Source organism: Endobacterium cereale, from assembly GCF_009617585.1.
Taxonomy (GTDB): Bacteria; Pseudomonadota; Alphaproteobacteria; order Rhizobiales; family Rhizobiaceae; genus Neorhizobium; species Neorhizobium cereale.
In genome coordinates this window covers 560,001-574,616 of record NZ_WIXI01000022.1, presented here as the reverse complement: position 1 = coordinate 574,616, position 14,616 = coordinate 560,001, and the positions used below count along the sequence as shown (strand labels likewise).

At 58.8% G+C, this 14,616-nt stretch carries 18 protein-coding genes and 1 riboswitch (1 of these 19 cut by a window edge); of the genes, 16 read left to right on the top strand and 2 right to left on the bottom strand.

Features of this window, described 5'->3' with window-relative positions; translation table 11 throughout:
- The first annotated feature begins 107 nt into the window (after positions 1-107).
- Positions 108-950 (top strand): metallophosphoesterase, encoded by an 843-nt coding sequence (locus tag GAO09_RS03045; RefSeq protein ID WP_153352549.1) that lies wholly within the window; start codon positions 108-110, stop codon positions 948-950.
- 311 nt (positions 951-1,261) lie between these two features.
- Positions 1,262-1,876 carry a cytochrome b gene (locus GAO09_RS03040; protein WP_153352548.1) on the top strand — a complete coding sequence of 205 codons (615 nt, stop codon included), beginning with the start codon at positions 1,262-1,264 and terminating at the stop codon, positions 1,874-1,876.
- Positions 1,877-1,912: 36 nt separating this feature from the next.
- On the opposite strand, the gene GAO09_RS03035 is transcribed toward GAO09_RS03040, so the two are convergent.
- On the bottom strand, positions 1,913-2,596 hold the full coding sequence (locus tag GAO09_RS03035; RefSeq protein WP_153352547.1) for a helix-turn-helix transcriptional regulator: 684 nt from the start codon (positions 2,594-2,596) through the stop codon (positions 1,913-1,915).
- A gap of 128 nt (positions 2,597-2,724) precedes the next feature.
- On the opposite strand from GAO09_RS03035, the gene GAO09_RS03030 reads away from it, so the two are divergent.
- The 6 genes from GAO09_RS03030 to GAO09_RS03005 all read left to right on the top strand — a co-directional run bounded on the left by GAO09_RS03030 (position 2,725) and on the right by GAO09_RS03005 (position 6,600).
- Complete coding sequence (locus tag GAO09_RS03030) at positions 2,725-3,366, top strand: LysE family translocator (RefSeq protein WP_153352546.1); 642 nt, start codon at positions 2,725-2,727, stop codon at positions 3,364-3,366.
- A 171-nt stretch (positions 3,367-3,537) separates the two neighbouring features.
- A complete protein-coding gene (locus tag GAO09_RS03025; RefSeq protein WP_153352545.1) occupies positions 3,538-3,978 on the top strand; it encodes a c-type cytochrome in 441 nt (146 codons plus the stop codon).
- A gap of 65 nt (positions 3,979-4,043) precedes the next feature.
- Positions 4,044-4,958, top strand: a complete 915-nt coding sequence (locus GAO09_RS03020; RefSeq protein WP_153352544.1) for a cytochrome c — start codon at positions 4,044-4,046, stop codon at positions 4,956-4,958.
- A gap of 77 nt (positions 4,959-5,035) precedes the next feature.
- A riboswitch (cobalamin riboswitch) is annotated at positions 5,036-5,244 on the top strand.
- A gap of 25 nt (positions 5,245-5,269) precedes the next feature.
- Positions 5,270-5,458: a CbtB domain-containing protein gene (locus tag GAO09_RS03015; RefSeq protein ID WP_153352543.1), complete on the top strand. Its 189-nt coding sequence runs from the start codon at positions 5,270-5,272 to the stop codon at positions 5,456-5,458.
- Positions 5,459-5,473: 15 nt separating this feature from the next.
- Positions 5,474-6,238, top strand: a complete 765-nt coding sequence (locus GAO09_RS03010) for a CbtA family protein (protein ID WP_153352542.1) — start codon at positions 5,474-5,476, stop codon at positions 6,236-6,238.
- Between the two features lie 20 nt (positions 6,239-6,258).
- Positions 6,259-6,600 (top strand): hypothetical protein, encoded by a 342-nt coding sequence (locus tag GAO09_RS03005; protein WP_235937917.1) that lies wholly within the window; start codon positions 6,259-6,261, stop codon positions 6,598-6,600.
- Positions 6,601-6,687: 87 nt separating this feature from the next.
- On the opposite strand, the gene GAO09_RS03000 is transcribed toward GAO09_RS03005, so the two are convergent.
- On the bottom strand, positions 6,688-7,236 hold the full coding sequence (locus GAO09_RS03000; protein WP_153352541.1) for a GNAT family N-acetyltransferase: 549 nt from the start codon (positions 7,234-7,236) through the stop codon (positions 6,688-6,690).
- Positions 7,237-7,558: 322 nt separating this feature from the next.
- Between GAO09_RS03000 and GAO09_RS02995 the strand changes: the two genes are divergently transcribed.
- The 8 genes from GAO09_RS02995 to GAO09_RS02960 form a co-directional block, all read left to right on the top strand.
- A complete protein-coding gene (locus tag GAO09_RS02995) occupies positions 7,559-8,320 on the top strand; it encodes a DeoR/GlpR family DNA-binding transcription regulator (protein WP_153352540.1) in 762 nt (253 codons plus the stop codon).
- A 132-nt stretch (positions 8,321-8,452) separates the two neighbouring features.
- The gene (gene glpD / locus GAO09_RS02990; RefSeq protein WP_153352539.1) at positions 8,453-9,961 is read left to right on the top strand and encodes a glycerol-3-phosphate dehydrogenase; all 1,509 of its coding nucleotides are present in this window, start codon (positions 8,453-8,455) and stop codon (positions 9,959-9,961) included.
- A gap of 51 nt (positions 9,962-10,012) precedes the next feature.
- Positions 10,013-11,095 carry an ABC transporter ATP-binding protein gene (locus GAO09_RS02985; RefSeq protein ID WP_153352538.1) on the top strand — a complete coding sequence of 361 codons (1,083 nt, stop codon included), beginning with the start codon at positions 10,013-10,015 and terminating at the stop codon, positions 11,093-11,095.
- A gap of 13 nt (positions 11,096-11,108) precedes the next feature.
- Positions 11,109-12,194, top strand: coding sequence for an ABC transporter ATP-binding protein (locus tag GAO09_RS02980; protein WP_153352537.1), 1,086 nt, complete (start codon positions 11,109-11,111; stop codon positions 12,192-12,194).
- Positions 12,195-12,198: 4 nt separating this feature from the next.
- Positions 12,199-13,068 carry a carbohydrate ABC transporter permease gene (locus tag GAO09_RS02975; protein WP_153352536.1) on the top strand — a complete coding sequence of 290 codons (870 nt, stop codon included), beginning with the start codon at positions 12,199-12,201 and terminating at the stop codon, positions 13,066-13,068.
- A gap of 10 nt (positions 13,069-13,078) precedes the next feature.
- Positions 13,079-13,909 carry a carbohydrate ABC transporter permease gene (locus tag GAO09_RS02970; RefSeq protein WP_153352535.1) on the top strand — a complete coding sequence of 277 codons (831 nt, stop codon included), beginning with the start codon at positions 13,079-13,081 and terminating at the stop codon, positions 13,907-13,909.
- 16 nt (positions 13,910-13,925) lie between these two features.
- Positions 13,926-14,207: a DUF2160 domain-containing protein gene (locus GAO09_RS02965; RefSeq protein ID WP_153352534.1), complete on the top strand. Its 282-nt coding sequence runs from the start codon at positions 13,926-13,928 to the stop codon at positions 14,205-14,207.
- Between the two features lie 81 nt (positions 14,208-14,288).
- Positions 14,289-14,616, top strand: partial view of an ABC transporter substrate-binding protein gene (locus tag GAO09_RS02960; RefSeq protein ID WP_153352533.1) — the 5' end (the start) only. 1,394 nt of this gene lie beyond the right edge of the window; only the first 328 of its 1,722 coding nucleotides appear in the window; the start codon lies at positions 14,289-14,291; its stop codon lies off the right edge, out of view.

Sequence of the window (14,616 nt, the reverse complement as noted above, 5' to 3'; positions counted from 1 at the left end):
GAGATCGTCGGTGAAATGACCGCCCTTACCCTCATAAGGTTGGAGAGGTCTCTGGAGCAAGCCGGTATCGTCATACGCCTGTCATGCGGACGTCATATCTCGCGCCCATGTCCCGCGAAAAACCTCTCATACGCTTCGGCGTTCTGGCCGATCCCCAATATGCAGCGCTTCCCCCGCATCCGACGCTGAACCGCCATTATCAGGCGAGCAAGGCCAAGATCGCGCAGGCGCTCGAGGTTCTGGATGGTGAGGAGCTTGCTTTCATCGTCACGCTCGGCGATCTGATCGACCGAGGCTGGGAAAATTTCGACGTAGTCCTGCCGCTCTTTGAAACCTCGCGGCACGAGTGCCTTTTTCTGCCCGGCAATCATGATTTTCTCGTGGAGCCGGAGCATCTCGCCAAGGTTCATGACAGGCTTGGCATGCCTGCGCCCTATCACCACTTTGCCCGCGATGGGTTTCGCTTCGTGATCATCGATGGCTGCGAGGAAAGCCTGTTTGCCACCCGGCATGATCCGGAGCGGCATGCGCAGGCCGTGGATCGATTGGCCGGACTGGAGGCGAAGGGCGCGATCAATGCCAAGGACTGGAATGCCGGCATCAGCCGTACCCAGTTCGAGTGGTTGCGGGATGTGCTCGACCGTGCCGCCTGGGATGGCGAAAAGGTCGTCATCATGGGCCATTATCCGTTATATCCCGACAGCGACCATAACCTTTGGGATAGTGCGGAGGTTGCAGCCATGATCGCTTCCTACAGCAATGTCGTCGCCTATCTCAACGGTCACCAGCACACGGGCAATCTTGGCCAATTGGGCAATAGCTGGTTCGTCAACTTCAAGGGCATGGTTGATACGCCCGATGAAAATGCATTCTCGGTCGTGGAGATTTTTGCCGATCGCATCGAGATCATCGGCCATGGCCGCGAAGAGAGCCGCACGCTGCCGCTCTGATTGCCGAAATGCTGCGCGCCGTAATGGCAGCCTGAGCCTGCGATCGCCGGCGTCGCGTCTCAATTCAGCGGCGCGCGTTGTCGATCGTCAAATCCATACTTTGTATATTTTGTTGAATTGACGGTTGTCAGCGACTTTTTGCCACTATTGGCGATTGTTGCCGCGTGTATCAATAGTAATCCTGTAGATAAATCCGGTATTGTTGTTGATTTTTGCAAATTATGGCAAAGATCAATTCATCAATGATGCCCGGAAAACGCAAATTATAGAGATTTATTGATGACGCGATCAATCTGTCCGGGAGGCATGATATGGCCAGTACGCTAGATACCGGGACCATCGAGAGCAGGGCCATTGCCCGTGCTCCAAAAGTCCGCAATTTCAATCCGACGTCCAAGTTTTTCCACTGGCTGATGGCGGCGATCATCATCGTTGCCTGGATTATCGGTTATTACGGCGGCGCCATGTTGCATTACGGCGTCAACGACATCGAGACCGCGCAAAAGGTATGGGCGATCACGCTGCATAAGAACATCGCCACCACGACGCTGTTCCTGATCGCCTTGCGCATTATCTGGCGCCTGTTCCACAGCCCGCCGCCGCTTGGCGAAATGCCGGCGGTCATGAAGACTTTCACGCATCTCGGCCATTGGTCCTTGTATTTCCTGATGGTTGCCGTGCCGGTTTCCGGCTGGTGGAACTCTTCTTCGGCCGGTTACGGCATTCCGGTCGCCGGCCTGTTCACCATTCCGGGGCTCGGTGGAAAGAACCCGGAGCTGACGCCCTATCTCGTTACCGCCCACTGGTTCCTGTCCTGGGCGCTGCTGATCGTTGTGGCCGGTCACCTCGCCTTCGCGCTGAAACACCATTTTATCGACAAGGATGACACGATCGAGTCGATGATGCCGACCAATCGCGAGGATTGACCGGGCCGGTGACGCGGCGTTTGTGCATCGAGGCGACTACTGGCTCTGCCAGCCATCGACCCACAATTTTCGCAGGCGTTCACCATCGCCGATGAAGAAATCACCGACCGGGCGGCATTGCGTCACCCGGTCGGTGCGAAAATTGCGGATTGCCGCGCGCAGCTCGCACCACGCGACGATATTGGCGGTCTGGGAATAATAGATAAGGGCGATCGGCTGGATCGTCCTTTCGCTGTCGCGACCCTGCTCGTCGCGATAGCCGAGCCGGATTTTCTGCTCATCGCGTATGGCCTGCCGTATCATGGCAAGGTCCACGCCTTCCGGCACGGGGGCGGCGCTGCCCCAGGCGTGCAGCGCATTGGCGGTGAACGTGCCGGCAAGCGGCTGCGGCACGACAGCTGAAATCTTGCGGTTTACCTGCCGGGCGGCCTGTTTCAGGCCCTTGTCTCCGGTACGCTCCAGAAGCGCCAGCGCCACGACAATGGCTTCGGTTTCCTCGATCGACAACATCAGCGGCGGCAGTGTGAAGCCGGGACGCAGAATATAACCGATGCCTCGGCCGCCCTCTATCGGTACGCGCATGCCCTGAAGGGCGGAAATATCCCGGTAGATCGAGCGCACCGTCACTTCCAGCTGTTCGGCAATGCTGGCGGCGGTGGCCGGCCCTTTTGCAAGCCGCAGGATCTGGATGATCTCGAACAGGCGTGACGCCTTGCGCATTTTTTGCCCGTCTCCCCATCGCTCCTGACAGAACGCTGTCAGGAGCATTTTTGTATAGGGCCGCATATGCGCTTGAAAAACAAGCTCCTGCTTGTTTGCGGATCAACCGATGCGGGTAGACAACTGACATGACCTATACTGAAAACCTCTGGCTCTTTTTCACGCTTCTTTTCGGCATCATCGTCGTCCCGGGCATGGACATGATCTTTGTTCTCGCCAATTCCCTGACGCGCGGGCGGGCATCGGGCTTGGCAGCCACGGCCGGCATTATGGCGGGCGGGCTGGTGCATTCGCTTTATGGCGCGCTTGGCGTCGGGCTTCTGGCCAATCTTATGCCTGTTCTGTTCAAGCCGTTGCTGATCGCAGGTGCGCTTTACATGGCGTGGATCGGTTTCACGCTGATGCGCAGTGCGATCACCGTCGATCATGTCGGGCCGGCTGACAGCCGTTCGCATTGGGAAGCGTTTCGCCGCGGCGCGGTCACCTGCCTGATGAACCCAAAAGCCTATCTCTTCATGCTGGCCATCTATCCGCAATTCCTTCGTCCCGATTTCGGGGCTTTAGCGCCGCAGGCGGCCGTGATGGCGGCCATGACAGCGGGCACGCAGCTTGCCGTGTATGGCGGGCTTGCCATCGCGGCGGGCCGCGCGCGAAACGCCCTTGTCGGAAACGCTTCGGCAACAATCTGGGTCGGGCGAACGGCCGGGTTTCTGCTGGTTGTCGTATCGGTCTTGACGCTGTGGGAGGGGATAAAAGGCGCGTTACAGTAAGTTGAGTGAATTTGGCGTATTTATCTGGTGAACGCAGTGTCAACGGTTAACGGTGATGTCTCTGGTGACCTGACAGAAACGTGACTTCTTTCCGTCGCTTAGCCTTGTCATTCTGCCGGCGCAGATCTTTCGGCTCTGTTTGATGCGGGCCGATAAAACCGGGAGATTTCTATGTACATCAAGACTCTGGCCGCGACGGCCGTGGCGCTCTGTCTTGGCTTCGGTTCGGCTTTTGCTGCCGAGCCGCAGGTTGAGCGTCAGGCCGGCATGAAAGCCATCGGCGCTTCCATGGGGGCGCTTGCCGCTATCGCCAAGGAACAGAAGCCGTTCGACGCCGAGGCTGTGAAGACGGCGCTGACGACGATCAGCGCCTCGGCAAAAGCATTTCCGGATCAGTTCCCGGTCGGCAGCGAAACCGGTCACGACACGGAAGCCTCGCCAAAGATCTGGGAAAACCCATCGGATTTCCGCGCCAAAGCACTGAAGCTCGGCGCTGATGCCGATGCCGTCCTGGCGGCAGCACCGACCGATGTTGCCGGCGTCATGAACGCCATGCAGACGCTGGGTGCCGAATGCGGCCAGTGCCACCAGACCTACCGTCTGAAGCGTTGATGTGAATTTGCAGCCGGGGCCTTGTTGGGGACCGGCTGCCGTCATGCTTGCGGCAGGAGAAGAACATGGCATCGACCTTCACGAAAATCGTGGCGGCAGTGGTTGTCGTTGGCGCGGCAGGACTGGGCGGCGCTTACGCGCTGACGGCACCCGATCCGCAGCCGGAAAGCCATTGGGCCAATCTCGGCGGTCCTGACCTCGCCAATGGCGAGCAGATCTTTTGGGCTGGCGGTTGCGCAGGATGCCATGCCGCACCGGGTGCCGAAGGCGATGCGCTGAAAATCATGTCCGGCGGGCGCGCGCTGCCGAGCAATTTTGGCACGTTCCATATTCCCAACATTTCCTCCGATGCGCAGGCCGGTATCGGGGGCTGGACGCTGGCGCAGTTCGGCAATGCCATGACCCGCGGTGTCGGTCCGAAAGGCGAACACCTCTATCCGTCGTTTCCGTACGGTTCTTACGCGCGTCTTTCTCCCAAAGATGTCAACGACCTCTTCGGTTACCTGAAATCCCTGCCGGCCAGCAGTAACGTTGCGCCCGGTCACGATCTGCCGTTTCCGTTCAATATCCGGCTGGCCGTCGGCGGTTGGAAGTTTCTTTATTTCGACGATGGCCCACGTGTGGAACTCACTAACGCTTCCGATCAGGTGAAGCGTGGCCAGTATCTGGTTGAAGGGCCGGGCCATTGCGGCGAATGCCATACGCCCCGCAACGCGCTTGGTGGTTTCGAAGCCGGCGCATGGCTGACCGGCGGTCCGAACCCGGAAGGCGAAGGGCGTATCCCGGACATCACGTCGGGCTCGGAGGCCATCGGCGCCTGGAGCGAGGACGAGATCGTCAACTATCTCGAAACCGGCTTCACCCCGGATTTCGATAGTGTCGGCGGCTCGATGGTGGAGGTGCAGAAAAACATTGCCCATCTGCCCAAGAGCGATCTCGAAGCGATCGCTGCCTATCTGAAGGCTGTGCCGGGGAAATAATTCTGCCCCGGAATATGGTCCCGTGTTGTGCCGCGATGGCGGCGCAACCGCGCCTTGACACCTGCCAAACCCGGGCGCACAACTCCTGTCGCAATGGTTCCCCTTGCTTTCGCGCTTTGAGATCAGGGGATTAAAAGGGAACGCGATAGGGAATTCCTCATTCGCGGCTGCCCCCGCAACTGTGAGCGGCGAGTTCGGAACGATCATGGCCACTGGGAAACCGGGAAGGCCCGTTCCGCGACAACGACCCGCGAGCCAGGAGACCTGCCAGTGCAAATGTGAGCAACGCATATGTAACGAGGGGTTTCATCATGCAGAACCAGACCGCAGAAAAAGCGGCCAAACCGGCCGTGACGTCGAAAACATCCAACCTTGTGCAATCCGCCATGGCTGCCTGCCTTGGGGTTTTCGTGATCGGCTTCGTGGGTTTTTCCCATCTCGAGGTCGTCCACAATGCTGCGCATGACGTGCGTCATGCCAACGCTTTCCCCTGCCACTGAGGGGAGTTTTCAAAAATGTTCAGATCTATTGTCTTCTCCGCCGTTCCGGTGGGGATCATCACCGGTATTGCCATCACGCTGATGCAGATGGTCGGCACCGAACCGCTGATCCTCAAGGCTGAAACCTATGAGGATGCCGGTCCGGCTGTGCCGGAAAGTGCGGCGCCGGCCGAGCATTCGCATGCTGCGGCAACGCCGGCGCATGATCACGCGATGCCAGAAACGGAAGCCGAAGCCCATGATGCCGCCGGTCACGATCACGGCGAGGGCTGGGCGCCTGCCGATGGTTTCGAGCGCACGGTCTATACGCTCGGCGCCAATGTGCTGACCGCCATCGGTTATTCGCTGGTGCTGACGGCCCTGCTGTCCATGACCAGTTTTACATTCGGCTGGCGCACGGGGCTTTTCTTCGGCATTGGCGGTTTCGCTTCGGTCATGCTGGCGCCGATGGTGGGCCTGCCGCCGGAATTGCCGGGCAGCCCGGCAGCGGAGCTTGCCGCGCGCCAGACATGGTGGATCGCCACAGCGGTGGCAACTGCCGCCGGTATCGGCCTGCTGGTCTTGCGGCGTGAAGCTTGGGCTGCGGTGCTGGCCGTCATTCTCATCGCCGCGCCGCATGTGGTGGGGGCGCCGCTGCCGCCGGCGGGCGTGGAGCCTCTGGCGCCGCTCGAGCTGGAGCGCCGTTTCGTCGTTGTGGCAACGGTCACCAGCTTTGTCTTCTGGGCGCTGCTGGGCGCACTCAGCGGCACATTTCTGAAACGCCTTAGCCCATCGGCCTGATATGATGGAGGCCTGATGTGATGGAGGAGAGGGCGGCAATCTGGCGTGACGATCTCGATGCGCTCGGCTTTGCCGTTTTCTTCGAAGGAAAAGATCATGGCGCGGCGTGCTTAGTGCATCGTCGCGCCTTTCGCATCCTGATCGGTTTCGACCCTGTTGTGGCGGATTGCCTTGCCTATTATGCAAACAATGCTGAGGTGTTTCAGGCGGCGGCATGGGCCAAGATAGATCGCCAGTCCATCCCGCAAGGCCGAAGCCTCAACCTCAACAGTCGCGATATTCGTCGCGCGCTTGGTGAGTTGACGCCGGCAGACGACCAAAGACAGGTGAAAAGCTGTCGTGTCTTGGATGGAAACGAGTGAAAGCCAAAGTTCTGGCCAAGGCCGCATCGCGCTGATCGCGGCAGTCCGGCGATCCCAGCCAAGGTGGGGATCGCCGAAAAGGCTCGTTTAGGCCAGCGCCTGCGTATACCGCATGCCTGTCACCGGCCGCGGTTTAAAATCCATGTGTTCATAAAAGCGGTGGGCGGCAAAATTGCCGGTGGCAGCGCCGACCGAAAGATAATCGCAGCCGGCATTGCGGGCGAGATCACGGGCGCGGGTCACCAGATGGTGGCCGATGCCGTGGCCGCGATGGCCTTCGCGCACGAACAAATGGTGCAGGTCCATGCCGCGCTTGCCTTCCTGGGCGCGGTAGAGCGGCACGAGGATCGCGTAACCGATCAGGCCTTCTCCACCATCCGCCACAAGCGCGGTAATCCACGGAACCGGGCCAAACAGGTCGCGCTCGAGAATTTCCGAGGTGATGGCCGAGGCATCGTTGTGGTGGGTTGCAAGTGCCGCGATCATGTCGCCGAGCTGCGGCAGGTCGGCGCGGCGGGCGGCACGGATGGCAACGACCGGCGGGCGTGCGAGTGCTGTTTTGGCAATATCGATCTGGCTGCCCGCATGCAGGGCGGCCGGTTTCAATAGATCCGGTGCGGAAGAGAGGGTTGGCATCGTGTTCGTCCTTGGCTTTTCTTCGAGAGGTTTGCCGTCAGGACGCTGTTTTCATCAAAAAGCCGCCTGACGGCGGCTTTTGTGACAATATGATCTGTCTGGCCGCCCTTTAAAGGTACGACCAAAAATACGAGCAGGCGGTGGACAGGTTCGTGATCATGTCGGCATCAATGCGCCCGATTCGAAAGCTTGTCAACGGTGTTTTTGCGGGTCGTTTCATTTCGCCACGGTCCGATATACCAGCCAATGAAACGCTTTCGAAATGCCTTGTCGCGGTTTCGTTTTTCCATAAAATGACGGAAAACGAAAATCGGAGCGGATCATGCAGCTTTCCAGTCGGCAAGAGGACATTCTTGCGATCGCCAAGACGCAAGGCAGGGTGCTCGTCGAGGATCTCGCCAATCTCTTTCAGGTGACGCCGCAGACGATCCGCAAGGATCTAAACGATCTGTGCGATGGCAAGGTGCTGAACCGCATCCATGGCGGCGCAGTTTTTCCAAGCGGCAACGAAAACGTTAAATACGATGCCCGGCGCCTGATGGCGGCGGCCCAGAAGCAGGCGATCGGCAAGGCCGCCGGCAATATCATTCCCGACAATTCCTCGCTTTTCATCAATATCGGCACCACGACGGAGGCGGTCGGCGAGGCTTTGGTGGATCACCGGGAGTTGATGGTTATTACCAATAACATCAATGTTGCCAATCGCTTGCGCGTCTACCCCTCTATCGAGGTGATCATTGCCGGTGGCGTGGTGCGTGGTTCGGATGGCGGCATCGTCGGGGAGGCGGCGGTCGATTTCATACGTCAGTTCAAGGTGGATTATGCGGTCATCGGCGTGTCCGCCATCGATGCGGATGGCGCGTTGCTCGATTTCGATTTTCGCGAAGTGAAGGTTGCGCAGGCGATCATCGCCAATGCCCGCCATGTCATTCTTGTGTCGGACGCCTCGAAATTCGAGCGTACGGCGCCGGTTCGCATGGGGCATGTTTCACAGGTGCATACGTTTATCACCGATATCTGTCCGTCGGAGGAGATCAGGCGGATCTGTGCGGAACATGACGTGCGGCTGGTTGAAACGGGCTGAAATCCCGGTTTCGACCAATCTTTAATGTTCATTTGACATTCGTTTTTCTTTCGTTTTAGACTGTTGTTGTTTCGCAATTGCGCAATTGCATGCTGCAATGCGCCAATGGAAGTTATGCGGATCGGTAAGGTTATGTCGGACGATAGGATTTTCGATCTTTTCGTAATTGGCGGCGGCATCAATGGCTGCGGTATCGCGCGTGATGCGGCGGGCCGTGGGTATTCCGTAGCGCTTGCGGAAATGAACGACTTTGCCTCCGGCACGTCTTCCGGCGCCACCAAACTGATCCATGGTGGCCTGCGTTATCTCGAACACTATGAATTCCGTCTGGTGCGCGAAGCGCTGATGGAGCGCGAAGTGCTGTGGGCGATGGCACCGCATGTCATCTGGCCGCTGCGTTTTGTCCTGCCTTTCCAGAAGGGCGGTGTGCGCCCGGCCTGGCTGATCCGGATCGGCCTGTTCCTTTATGATCATCTTGGCGGTCGCAAGCTGCTGCCAGCGACAAAAACGCTGAACCTCAAGAGCGATCCGGCCGGTCGTCCGTTAAAGCCTATTTTCGGCAAGGCGTTCGAATATTCGGATGGCTGGGTGGATGATGCCCGCATGGTCGTGCTCAATGCCCGCGATGCCGCCAATCGTGGCGCAAAAATCATGAGCCGCGCGAAAGTGGTGTCGGCCCGCCGCGAAGCCGGTCTGTGGCAGATCGAGGTTCGCGACGAAATATCCGGTGTCACGACAAGCCACCGCGCACGCATGCTGGTCAATGCCGGCGGACCCTGGGTCGATCAGGTTCTGTCGGGCGCGATGGGCCGCAACAATGTCCATAATGTCCGTCTCGTGCAGGGCAGCCATATCATCGTGAAGAAGAAGTTCGACGATACGCGCGCCTATTTCTTCCAGAACCCGGACAACCGCATTTTCTTTGCTATTCCTTACGAGAATGATTTCACCCTGATCGGCACGACGGATCGCGACTATTCCGACGATCCGAAGGACGTTAAGATCAGTCAGGAAGAGATTCAGTATCTCTGCAATGCCGCAAGCGAATATTTTGCCGAGCCGGTAAAGCCGGAAGATATCGTCTGGACCTATTCGGCCGTGCGCCCGCTTTATGATGATGGTGCGTCGAAGGCCCAGGAAGCGTCGCGCGATTATGTGCTGAAAGTCGATGCCGATGGCGCGCCGCTGCTCAACGTGTTTGGTGGCAAGCTGACGACCTATCGCCGGCTTTCGGAGCATGCGCTGGAAAAGATTGGTGAGGCGATCGGCGCCAAGGGCACGCCCTGGACGGCTAAAAGCCGGTTGCCGGGTGGTGATTTTGCCGTCACGGGCGCTGCCAGCGAAGAGCGGAAATTGCTTTCGGCTTATCCGTTCCTGTCGAAACGCCACGCGGCGCGGCTGATCAAGTGTTACGGTACCGATGCAAAGGCGATCCTCGCCGATGCCAAAACGATAGAGGGGCTTGGTCGCCATTTCGGTGGCACGCTTCATGAGGCGGAAGTCCGCTTCCTGATCGAAAAGGAATGGGCGGTCACGGCAGAAGATGTGCTGTGGCGCCGCACCAAGCAGGGATTGGTCCTGACGGCGGAGGAGGCCGCGGGACTGGAGGAATACATGTCGGGAGTTCGCCGGGCCGCTTGAGGCCATCGACATAGCCGCTTGTATCCAAGGGTTGGGAGGCCCGAGGTTCGTATGCTGGAATTGCGCAACGTGTCGAAGACGGTGGCGGGCGAATATCATATTCGCCCGACCGACCTGACATTAAAGCGGGGCACGCTGAATGTCCTGCTCGGGCCGACGCTTGCCGGCAAGACGTCGCTGATGCGGCTGATGGCGGGGCTGGACAAGCCGACCGAGGGTTCGGTGTTTTTCGATGGCGCCGACGTGACCGGCCTGCCGGTGCAGAAGCGCAATGTCGCGATGGTCTACCAGCAGTTCATCAATTACCCGGCCTTGACCGTCTATGAAAACATCGCCTCGCCGATGCGCATTGCCGGAAAGGATGCCGCCACCATCGACCGCGAGGTGAAGAAGGCCGCCGAGCTTCTGAAGCTGACGCCTTATCTCGATCGCACACCGCTCAATCTTTCCGGCGGCCAGCAGCAGCGCACGGCGCTGGCGCGCGCCATCGTCAAGAATGCCAATCTCGTGCTGCTGGACGAACCGCTCGCCAATCTCGATTACAAGCTGCGCGAGGAATTGCGTGAGGAGCTGCCAAAACTCTTTGCCGCCTCCGGTGCGATCTTCGTTTACGCCACCACCGAACCTTCCGAAGCACTGCTGCTCGGTGGTTCTACAGCTACCCTGCACGAGGGAGCCGTGACGCAGTTCGGCAGGACGGTCGACGTGTACCGTCAGCCTGCCGATCTCGTTACCGCAAAAATCTTCGCCGACCCGCCGCTCAACACGATCGCGCTTGTCCGTTCGGGCAACAGTTTTGCGCTGAATGGAGAGCCGGTGATGTCGGTGCCGCCGCATCTTGCTTCGGTGGCCGAAGGTCCGGTCGTCCTAGCCTTCCAGCCGCATCATCTCTTTCTCCACGCCGCCAACGGCCACACCACGCCTTTGAAGGCGCGCACGCTGGTCTCGGAAATCGCCGGCTCGGAGAGTTTCATTCATCTCGATTTCGCCGGTCACCGCTGGGTGATGCTGGCGCATGGCATTCACGATATCGAGCTGGACCAGCAGATTGAGGTCCATCTCGACAGCCGCCACCTGATGGCGTTCGATCAATCGACCGGCAAGGCGCTCAATGCTGCGCCGATCGCGGCGTGAAGGAGGGGACGATATGGCACGCATTTCGCTCGAACATATCCGCCACGCCTACAGCCCGCGCGCCAAGGCGGCCGGGGATTATGCGCTGAAGGAAGTGCATCATGAATGGGAGGATGGCGGTGCCTATGCGCTGCTCGGCCCTTCCGGCTGCGGCAAGACTACGCTGCTCAACATCATTTCCGGTCTGTTGCAGCCGTCTGACGGCCGCATCCTGTTCGATGGCAAGGATGTCACGCAGCTTTCCACGGAAGAGCGCAATATCGCCCAGGTGTTTCAGTTTCCGGTCGTCTACGACACGATGACGGTATTCGATAATCTCGCCTTCCCTTTGCGCAATCGAAAGGTGCCGGAAGCCGAGGTCGAAAAACGCGTCAACGAAATCCTCGAAATGACAGATCTCGCCGGCATGGCGAAACGCAGGGCGCAGCGGCTGACCGCCGACCAGAAGCAGAAAATCTCGCTCGGGCGCGGACTTGTAAGGGCAAACGTCAATGCCATCCTGTTCGACGAACCGCTGACGGTTATCGATCCGCATATGAAATGGGTGCTGCGCTCGCAGTTGAAACGGCTGCACCGGCAATCGCGTTTCACCATGGTCTATGTCACCCATGACCAGACCGAGGCTTTGACCTTTGCCGACAAGGTGGTCGTCATGCATGACGGTCAGATCGTGCAGATCGGAACACCGGCGGAACTGTTTGAGCGGCCGAGCCACACATTCGTCGGTTATTTCATCGGATCACCGGGCATGAATTTTATGCCGGCCTCGGTGGATGGAGCAATGGCCCGCGTTGGTGACCAGACGATCGCATTGGCCAATGCGCCCGCACTCAAAGGTGAGGGCAGAATAGAACTCGGCATTCGCCCGGAATTCATAAAACTCGGGCGCGACGGCATGCCGGTCACAGTCAACAAGGTGGAAGACATCGGCCGCCAGAAGATCGTGCGCGCCACATTCTGCGGCCAGCCACTGTCCATCGTGCTGGCCGAGGACGACGACATCCCGACGGATGCGAAAGTGTCCTTCGACCAACATGCCATCGGCATTTTTTCCGATAGCTGGCGGGTCGAGAACCAATCATCAGGGCAGGGGGGCTAGCACCATGGAAAAGACGTGGAACAACAAAGCCTGGTTTCTGGTCCTGCCGGTTCTGGTGCTGGTCGCCTTTTCCGCCGTCATTCCGCTGATGACGGTGGTGAATTATTCGGTGCAGGACACCTTTGGAAACAACCAGTTCTTCTGGGCCGGTACCGACTGGTTCGTCGAAATCCTCACCTCGCCGCGTTTCTGGGATGCACTCTGGCGCAACCTGGTCTTCTCCGCCGTCATTCTCGCCATCGAAGTGCCGCTCGGAATATTGATCGCGCTCAACATGCCAAAACATGGTCCCGGCGTGCCGGTCTGCCTCGTGCTGATGGCGCTGCCACTGCTGATCCCGTGGAATGTGGTCGGCACCATATGGCAGGTGTTCGGTCGCGTCGATATTGGCCTGCTCGGCTATTTCCTCAATTCGCTCGGCATTTCCTACAACTACACCCAGAACACGGCGCATGCCTGGGCAACCGTCATCGTCATGGATGTCTGGCACTGGACGAGCCTTGTCGTGCTGTTGTGTTACGCCGGTCTCGTCTCCATTCCTGACGCTTATTATCAGGCCGCCCGTATCGATGGCGCGTCGCGATGGTCGGTCTTCCGCCATATCCAGTTGCCGAAAATGAAGCGTGTCCTGCTGATCGCAGTGCTGCTGCGCTTCATGGACTCATTCATGATCTATACCGAACCTTTTGTCGTCACCGGCGGCGGGCCCGGTAATTCCACCACGTTCCTGTCCATCGATCTCGTAAAAATGGCGATCGGCCAGTTCGACCTGGGACCGGCTGCGGCCATGTCGATCATCTACTTCCTGATCATCCTCCTCATGTCATGGGTGTTCTACACCGTCATGACCCAGAGCGATGCCGAGCAGAGTTGAGGAGCGGATCATGAACAGCAATCTGATCAATAACAGCAGTGGCGCCCGTTTCGGTTTCCTGATCCCGGTGATCTACATCATCTTTCTGGCCCTGCCGATCTATTGGCTCATCAACATGAGCTTCAAGACGAATAGCGAGATCCTCGGCCAACTGACGCTGTGGCCGCAGAACCCGACGCTTCGCAATTACACGGTCATTTTCACCGATCCCGCCTGGTATAACGGCTATATCAACTCCATTACCTATGTGGTGATGAACACGGTGATTTCGGTTCTGGTGGCGCTGCCGGCGGCCTACGCCTTCTCGCGTTACCGGTTCCTTGGCGACAAGCACCTGTTCTTCTGGCTGTTGACCAACCGCATGGCGCCACCCGCCGTTTTTGCCTTGCCCTTCTTCCAGCTCTATTCCGCCTTCGGTCTGATCGACACGCATATCGCCGTTGCCATCGCCCATTGCCTGTTCAATGTGCCGCTGGCTGTGTGGATCCTCGAAGGTTTCATGTCCGGCGTGCCGAAGGAGATAGACGAAACCGCCTATATCGACGGTTATTCCTTCCCGCGCTTTTTCGTGAAAATCTTCATGCCGCTGATTGCGTCGGGCATAGGTGTCGCCGCCTTCTTCTGCTTCATGTTCTCTTGGGTCGAACTTCTGATCGCCCGCACGCTGACGACGACGGATGCCAAGCCGATCGCGGCGACCATGACCCGCACGGTGTCGGCCTCGGGCATGGATTGGGGTGTGCTGGCCGCCGCCGGGGTGTTGACCATCATTCCGGGCGCGCTCGTCATCTATTTCGTCCGCAACTACATCGCCAAGGGTTTTGCCCTTGGCCGTGTGTAAGAAAGGAGAGCGTCTCATGAGCTTCTCATGGATGGCCTGGACTTTGCCGACGGCAGTGTTCTTCATCACGATCTTCGCGCTCATTGCGGCCATGGGCATCTGGGAGTTCTTTTCGCCGGGCGGTGGTCCGCGGCTCGGCATCCTGCGGTTTGAGACGACACGCGGAGACCGCCTGTTCGTTTCACTGCTCGGATCCGCCTTCATTCATCTCGCATGGCTGGGTCTTGGAGGCCCCAGCCTGTGGTGGGCTCTGGCGCTTTCGGTGGTCTACGCGATCGGCGTATTCCGCTTTGTTTGAGGTCAGGCAAATTGGCGGCGGGAGGAGGTCCGGCTGCCAGAGTTTTTGGGACTGCATCGCATCAACCGGGAGGATATTGATATGCGACGGCATCTGATGACGACGACGGCAGCCATGCTGCTGGCAATGACAGGTTCGGCCTTCGCCGACATGAATGCGGCCAAGAAATTCCTCGACGCGGAAATCGGCGATCAGTCGTCGCTCACCCGGGCCGAGCAGGAAAAGGAAATGCAGTGGTTCATCGATGCGGCAAAACCGTTTGCCGGCATGGATATCAAGGTTGTGTCGGAAACCTTGACCACGCATGAATATGAATCAAAAACGCTCGCCAAGGCTTTTACCGAAATCACCGGCATCAAGCTCACCCATGACCTGATCGGCGAAGGCGACGTCGTCGAAAAGCTGCAGA

Excerpts from the sequence above, each read along its gene's own strand:
- GAO09_RS03045 (WP_153352549.1), top strand. The coding sequence starts at position 108 with ATGTCCCGCGAAAAACCTCTCATACGCTTCGGCGTTCTGGCCGATCCC.
- GAO09_RS03040 (WP_153352548.1), top strand. The coding sequence starts at position 1,262 with ATGGCCAGTACGCTAGATACCGGGACCATCGAGAGCAGGGCCATTGCC.
- GAO09_RS03035 (WP_153352547.1), bottom strand. The coding sequence starts at position 2,596 with ATGCGCAAGGCGTCACGCCTGTTCGAGATCATCCAGATCCTGCGGCTT.
- GAO09_RS03030 (WP_153352546.1), top strand. The coding sequence starts at position 2,725 with ATGACCTATACTGAAAACCTCTGGCTCTTTTTCACGCTTCTTTTCGGC.
- GAO09_RS03025 (WP_153352545.1), top strand. The coding sequence starts at position 3,538 with ATGTACATCAAGACTCTGGCCGCGACGGCCGTGGCGCTCTGTCTTGGC.
- GAO09_RS03020 (WP_153352544.1), top strand. The coding sequence starts at position 4,044 with ATGGCATCGACCTTCACGAAAATCGTGGCGGCAGTGGTTGTCGTTGGC.
- GAO09_RS03015 (WP_153352543.1), top strand. The coding sequence starts at position 5,270 with ATGCAGAACCAGACCGCAGAAAAAGCGGCCAAACCGGCCGTGACGTCG.
- GAO09_RS03010 (WP_153352542.1), top strand. The coding sequence starts at position 5,474 with ATGTTCAGATCTATTGTCTTCTCCGCCGTTCCGGTGGGGATCATCACC.
- GAO09_RS03005 (WP_235937917.1), top strand. The coding sequence starts at position 6,259 with ATGGAGGAGAGGGCGGCAATCTGGCGTGACGATCTCGATGCGCTCGGC.
- GAO09_RS03000 (WP_153352541.1), bottom strand. The coding sequence starts at position 7,236 with ATGCCAACCCTCTCTTCCGCACCGGATCTATTGAAACCGGCCGCCCTG.
- GAO09_RS02995 (WP_153352540.1), top strand. The coding sequence starts at position 7,559 with ATGCAGCTTTCCAGTCGGCAAGAGGACATTCTTGCGATCGCCAAGACG.
- glpD (WP_153352539.1), top strand. The coding sequence starts at position 8,453 with ATGTCGGACGATAGGATTTTCGATCTTTTCGTAATTGGCGGCGGCATC.
- GAO09_RS02985 (WP_153352538.1), top strand. The coding sequence starts at position 10,013 with ATGCTGGAATTGCGCAACGTGTCGAAGACGGTGGCGGGCGAATATCAT.
- GAO09_RS02980 (WP_153352537.1), top strand. The coding sequence starts at position 11,109 with ATGGCACGCATTTCGCTCGAACATATCCGCCACGCCTACAGCCCGCGC.
- GAO09_RS02975 (WP_153352536.1), top strand. The coding sequence starts at position 12,199 with ATGGAAAAGACGTGGAACAACAAAGCCTGGTTTCTGGTCCTGCCGGTT.
- GAO09_RS02970 (WP_153352535.1), top strand. The coding sequence starts at position 13,079 with ATGAACAGCAATCTGATCAATAACAGCAGTGGCGCCCGTTTCGGTTTC.
- GAO09_RS02965 (WP_153352534.1), top strand. The coding sequence starts at position 13,926 with ATGAGCTTCTCATGGATGGCCTGGACTTTGCCGACGGCAGTGTTCTTC.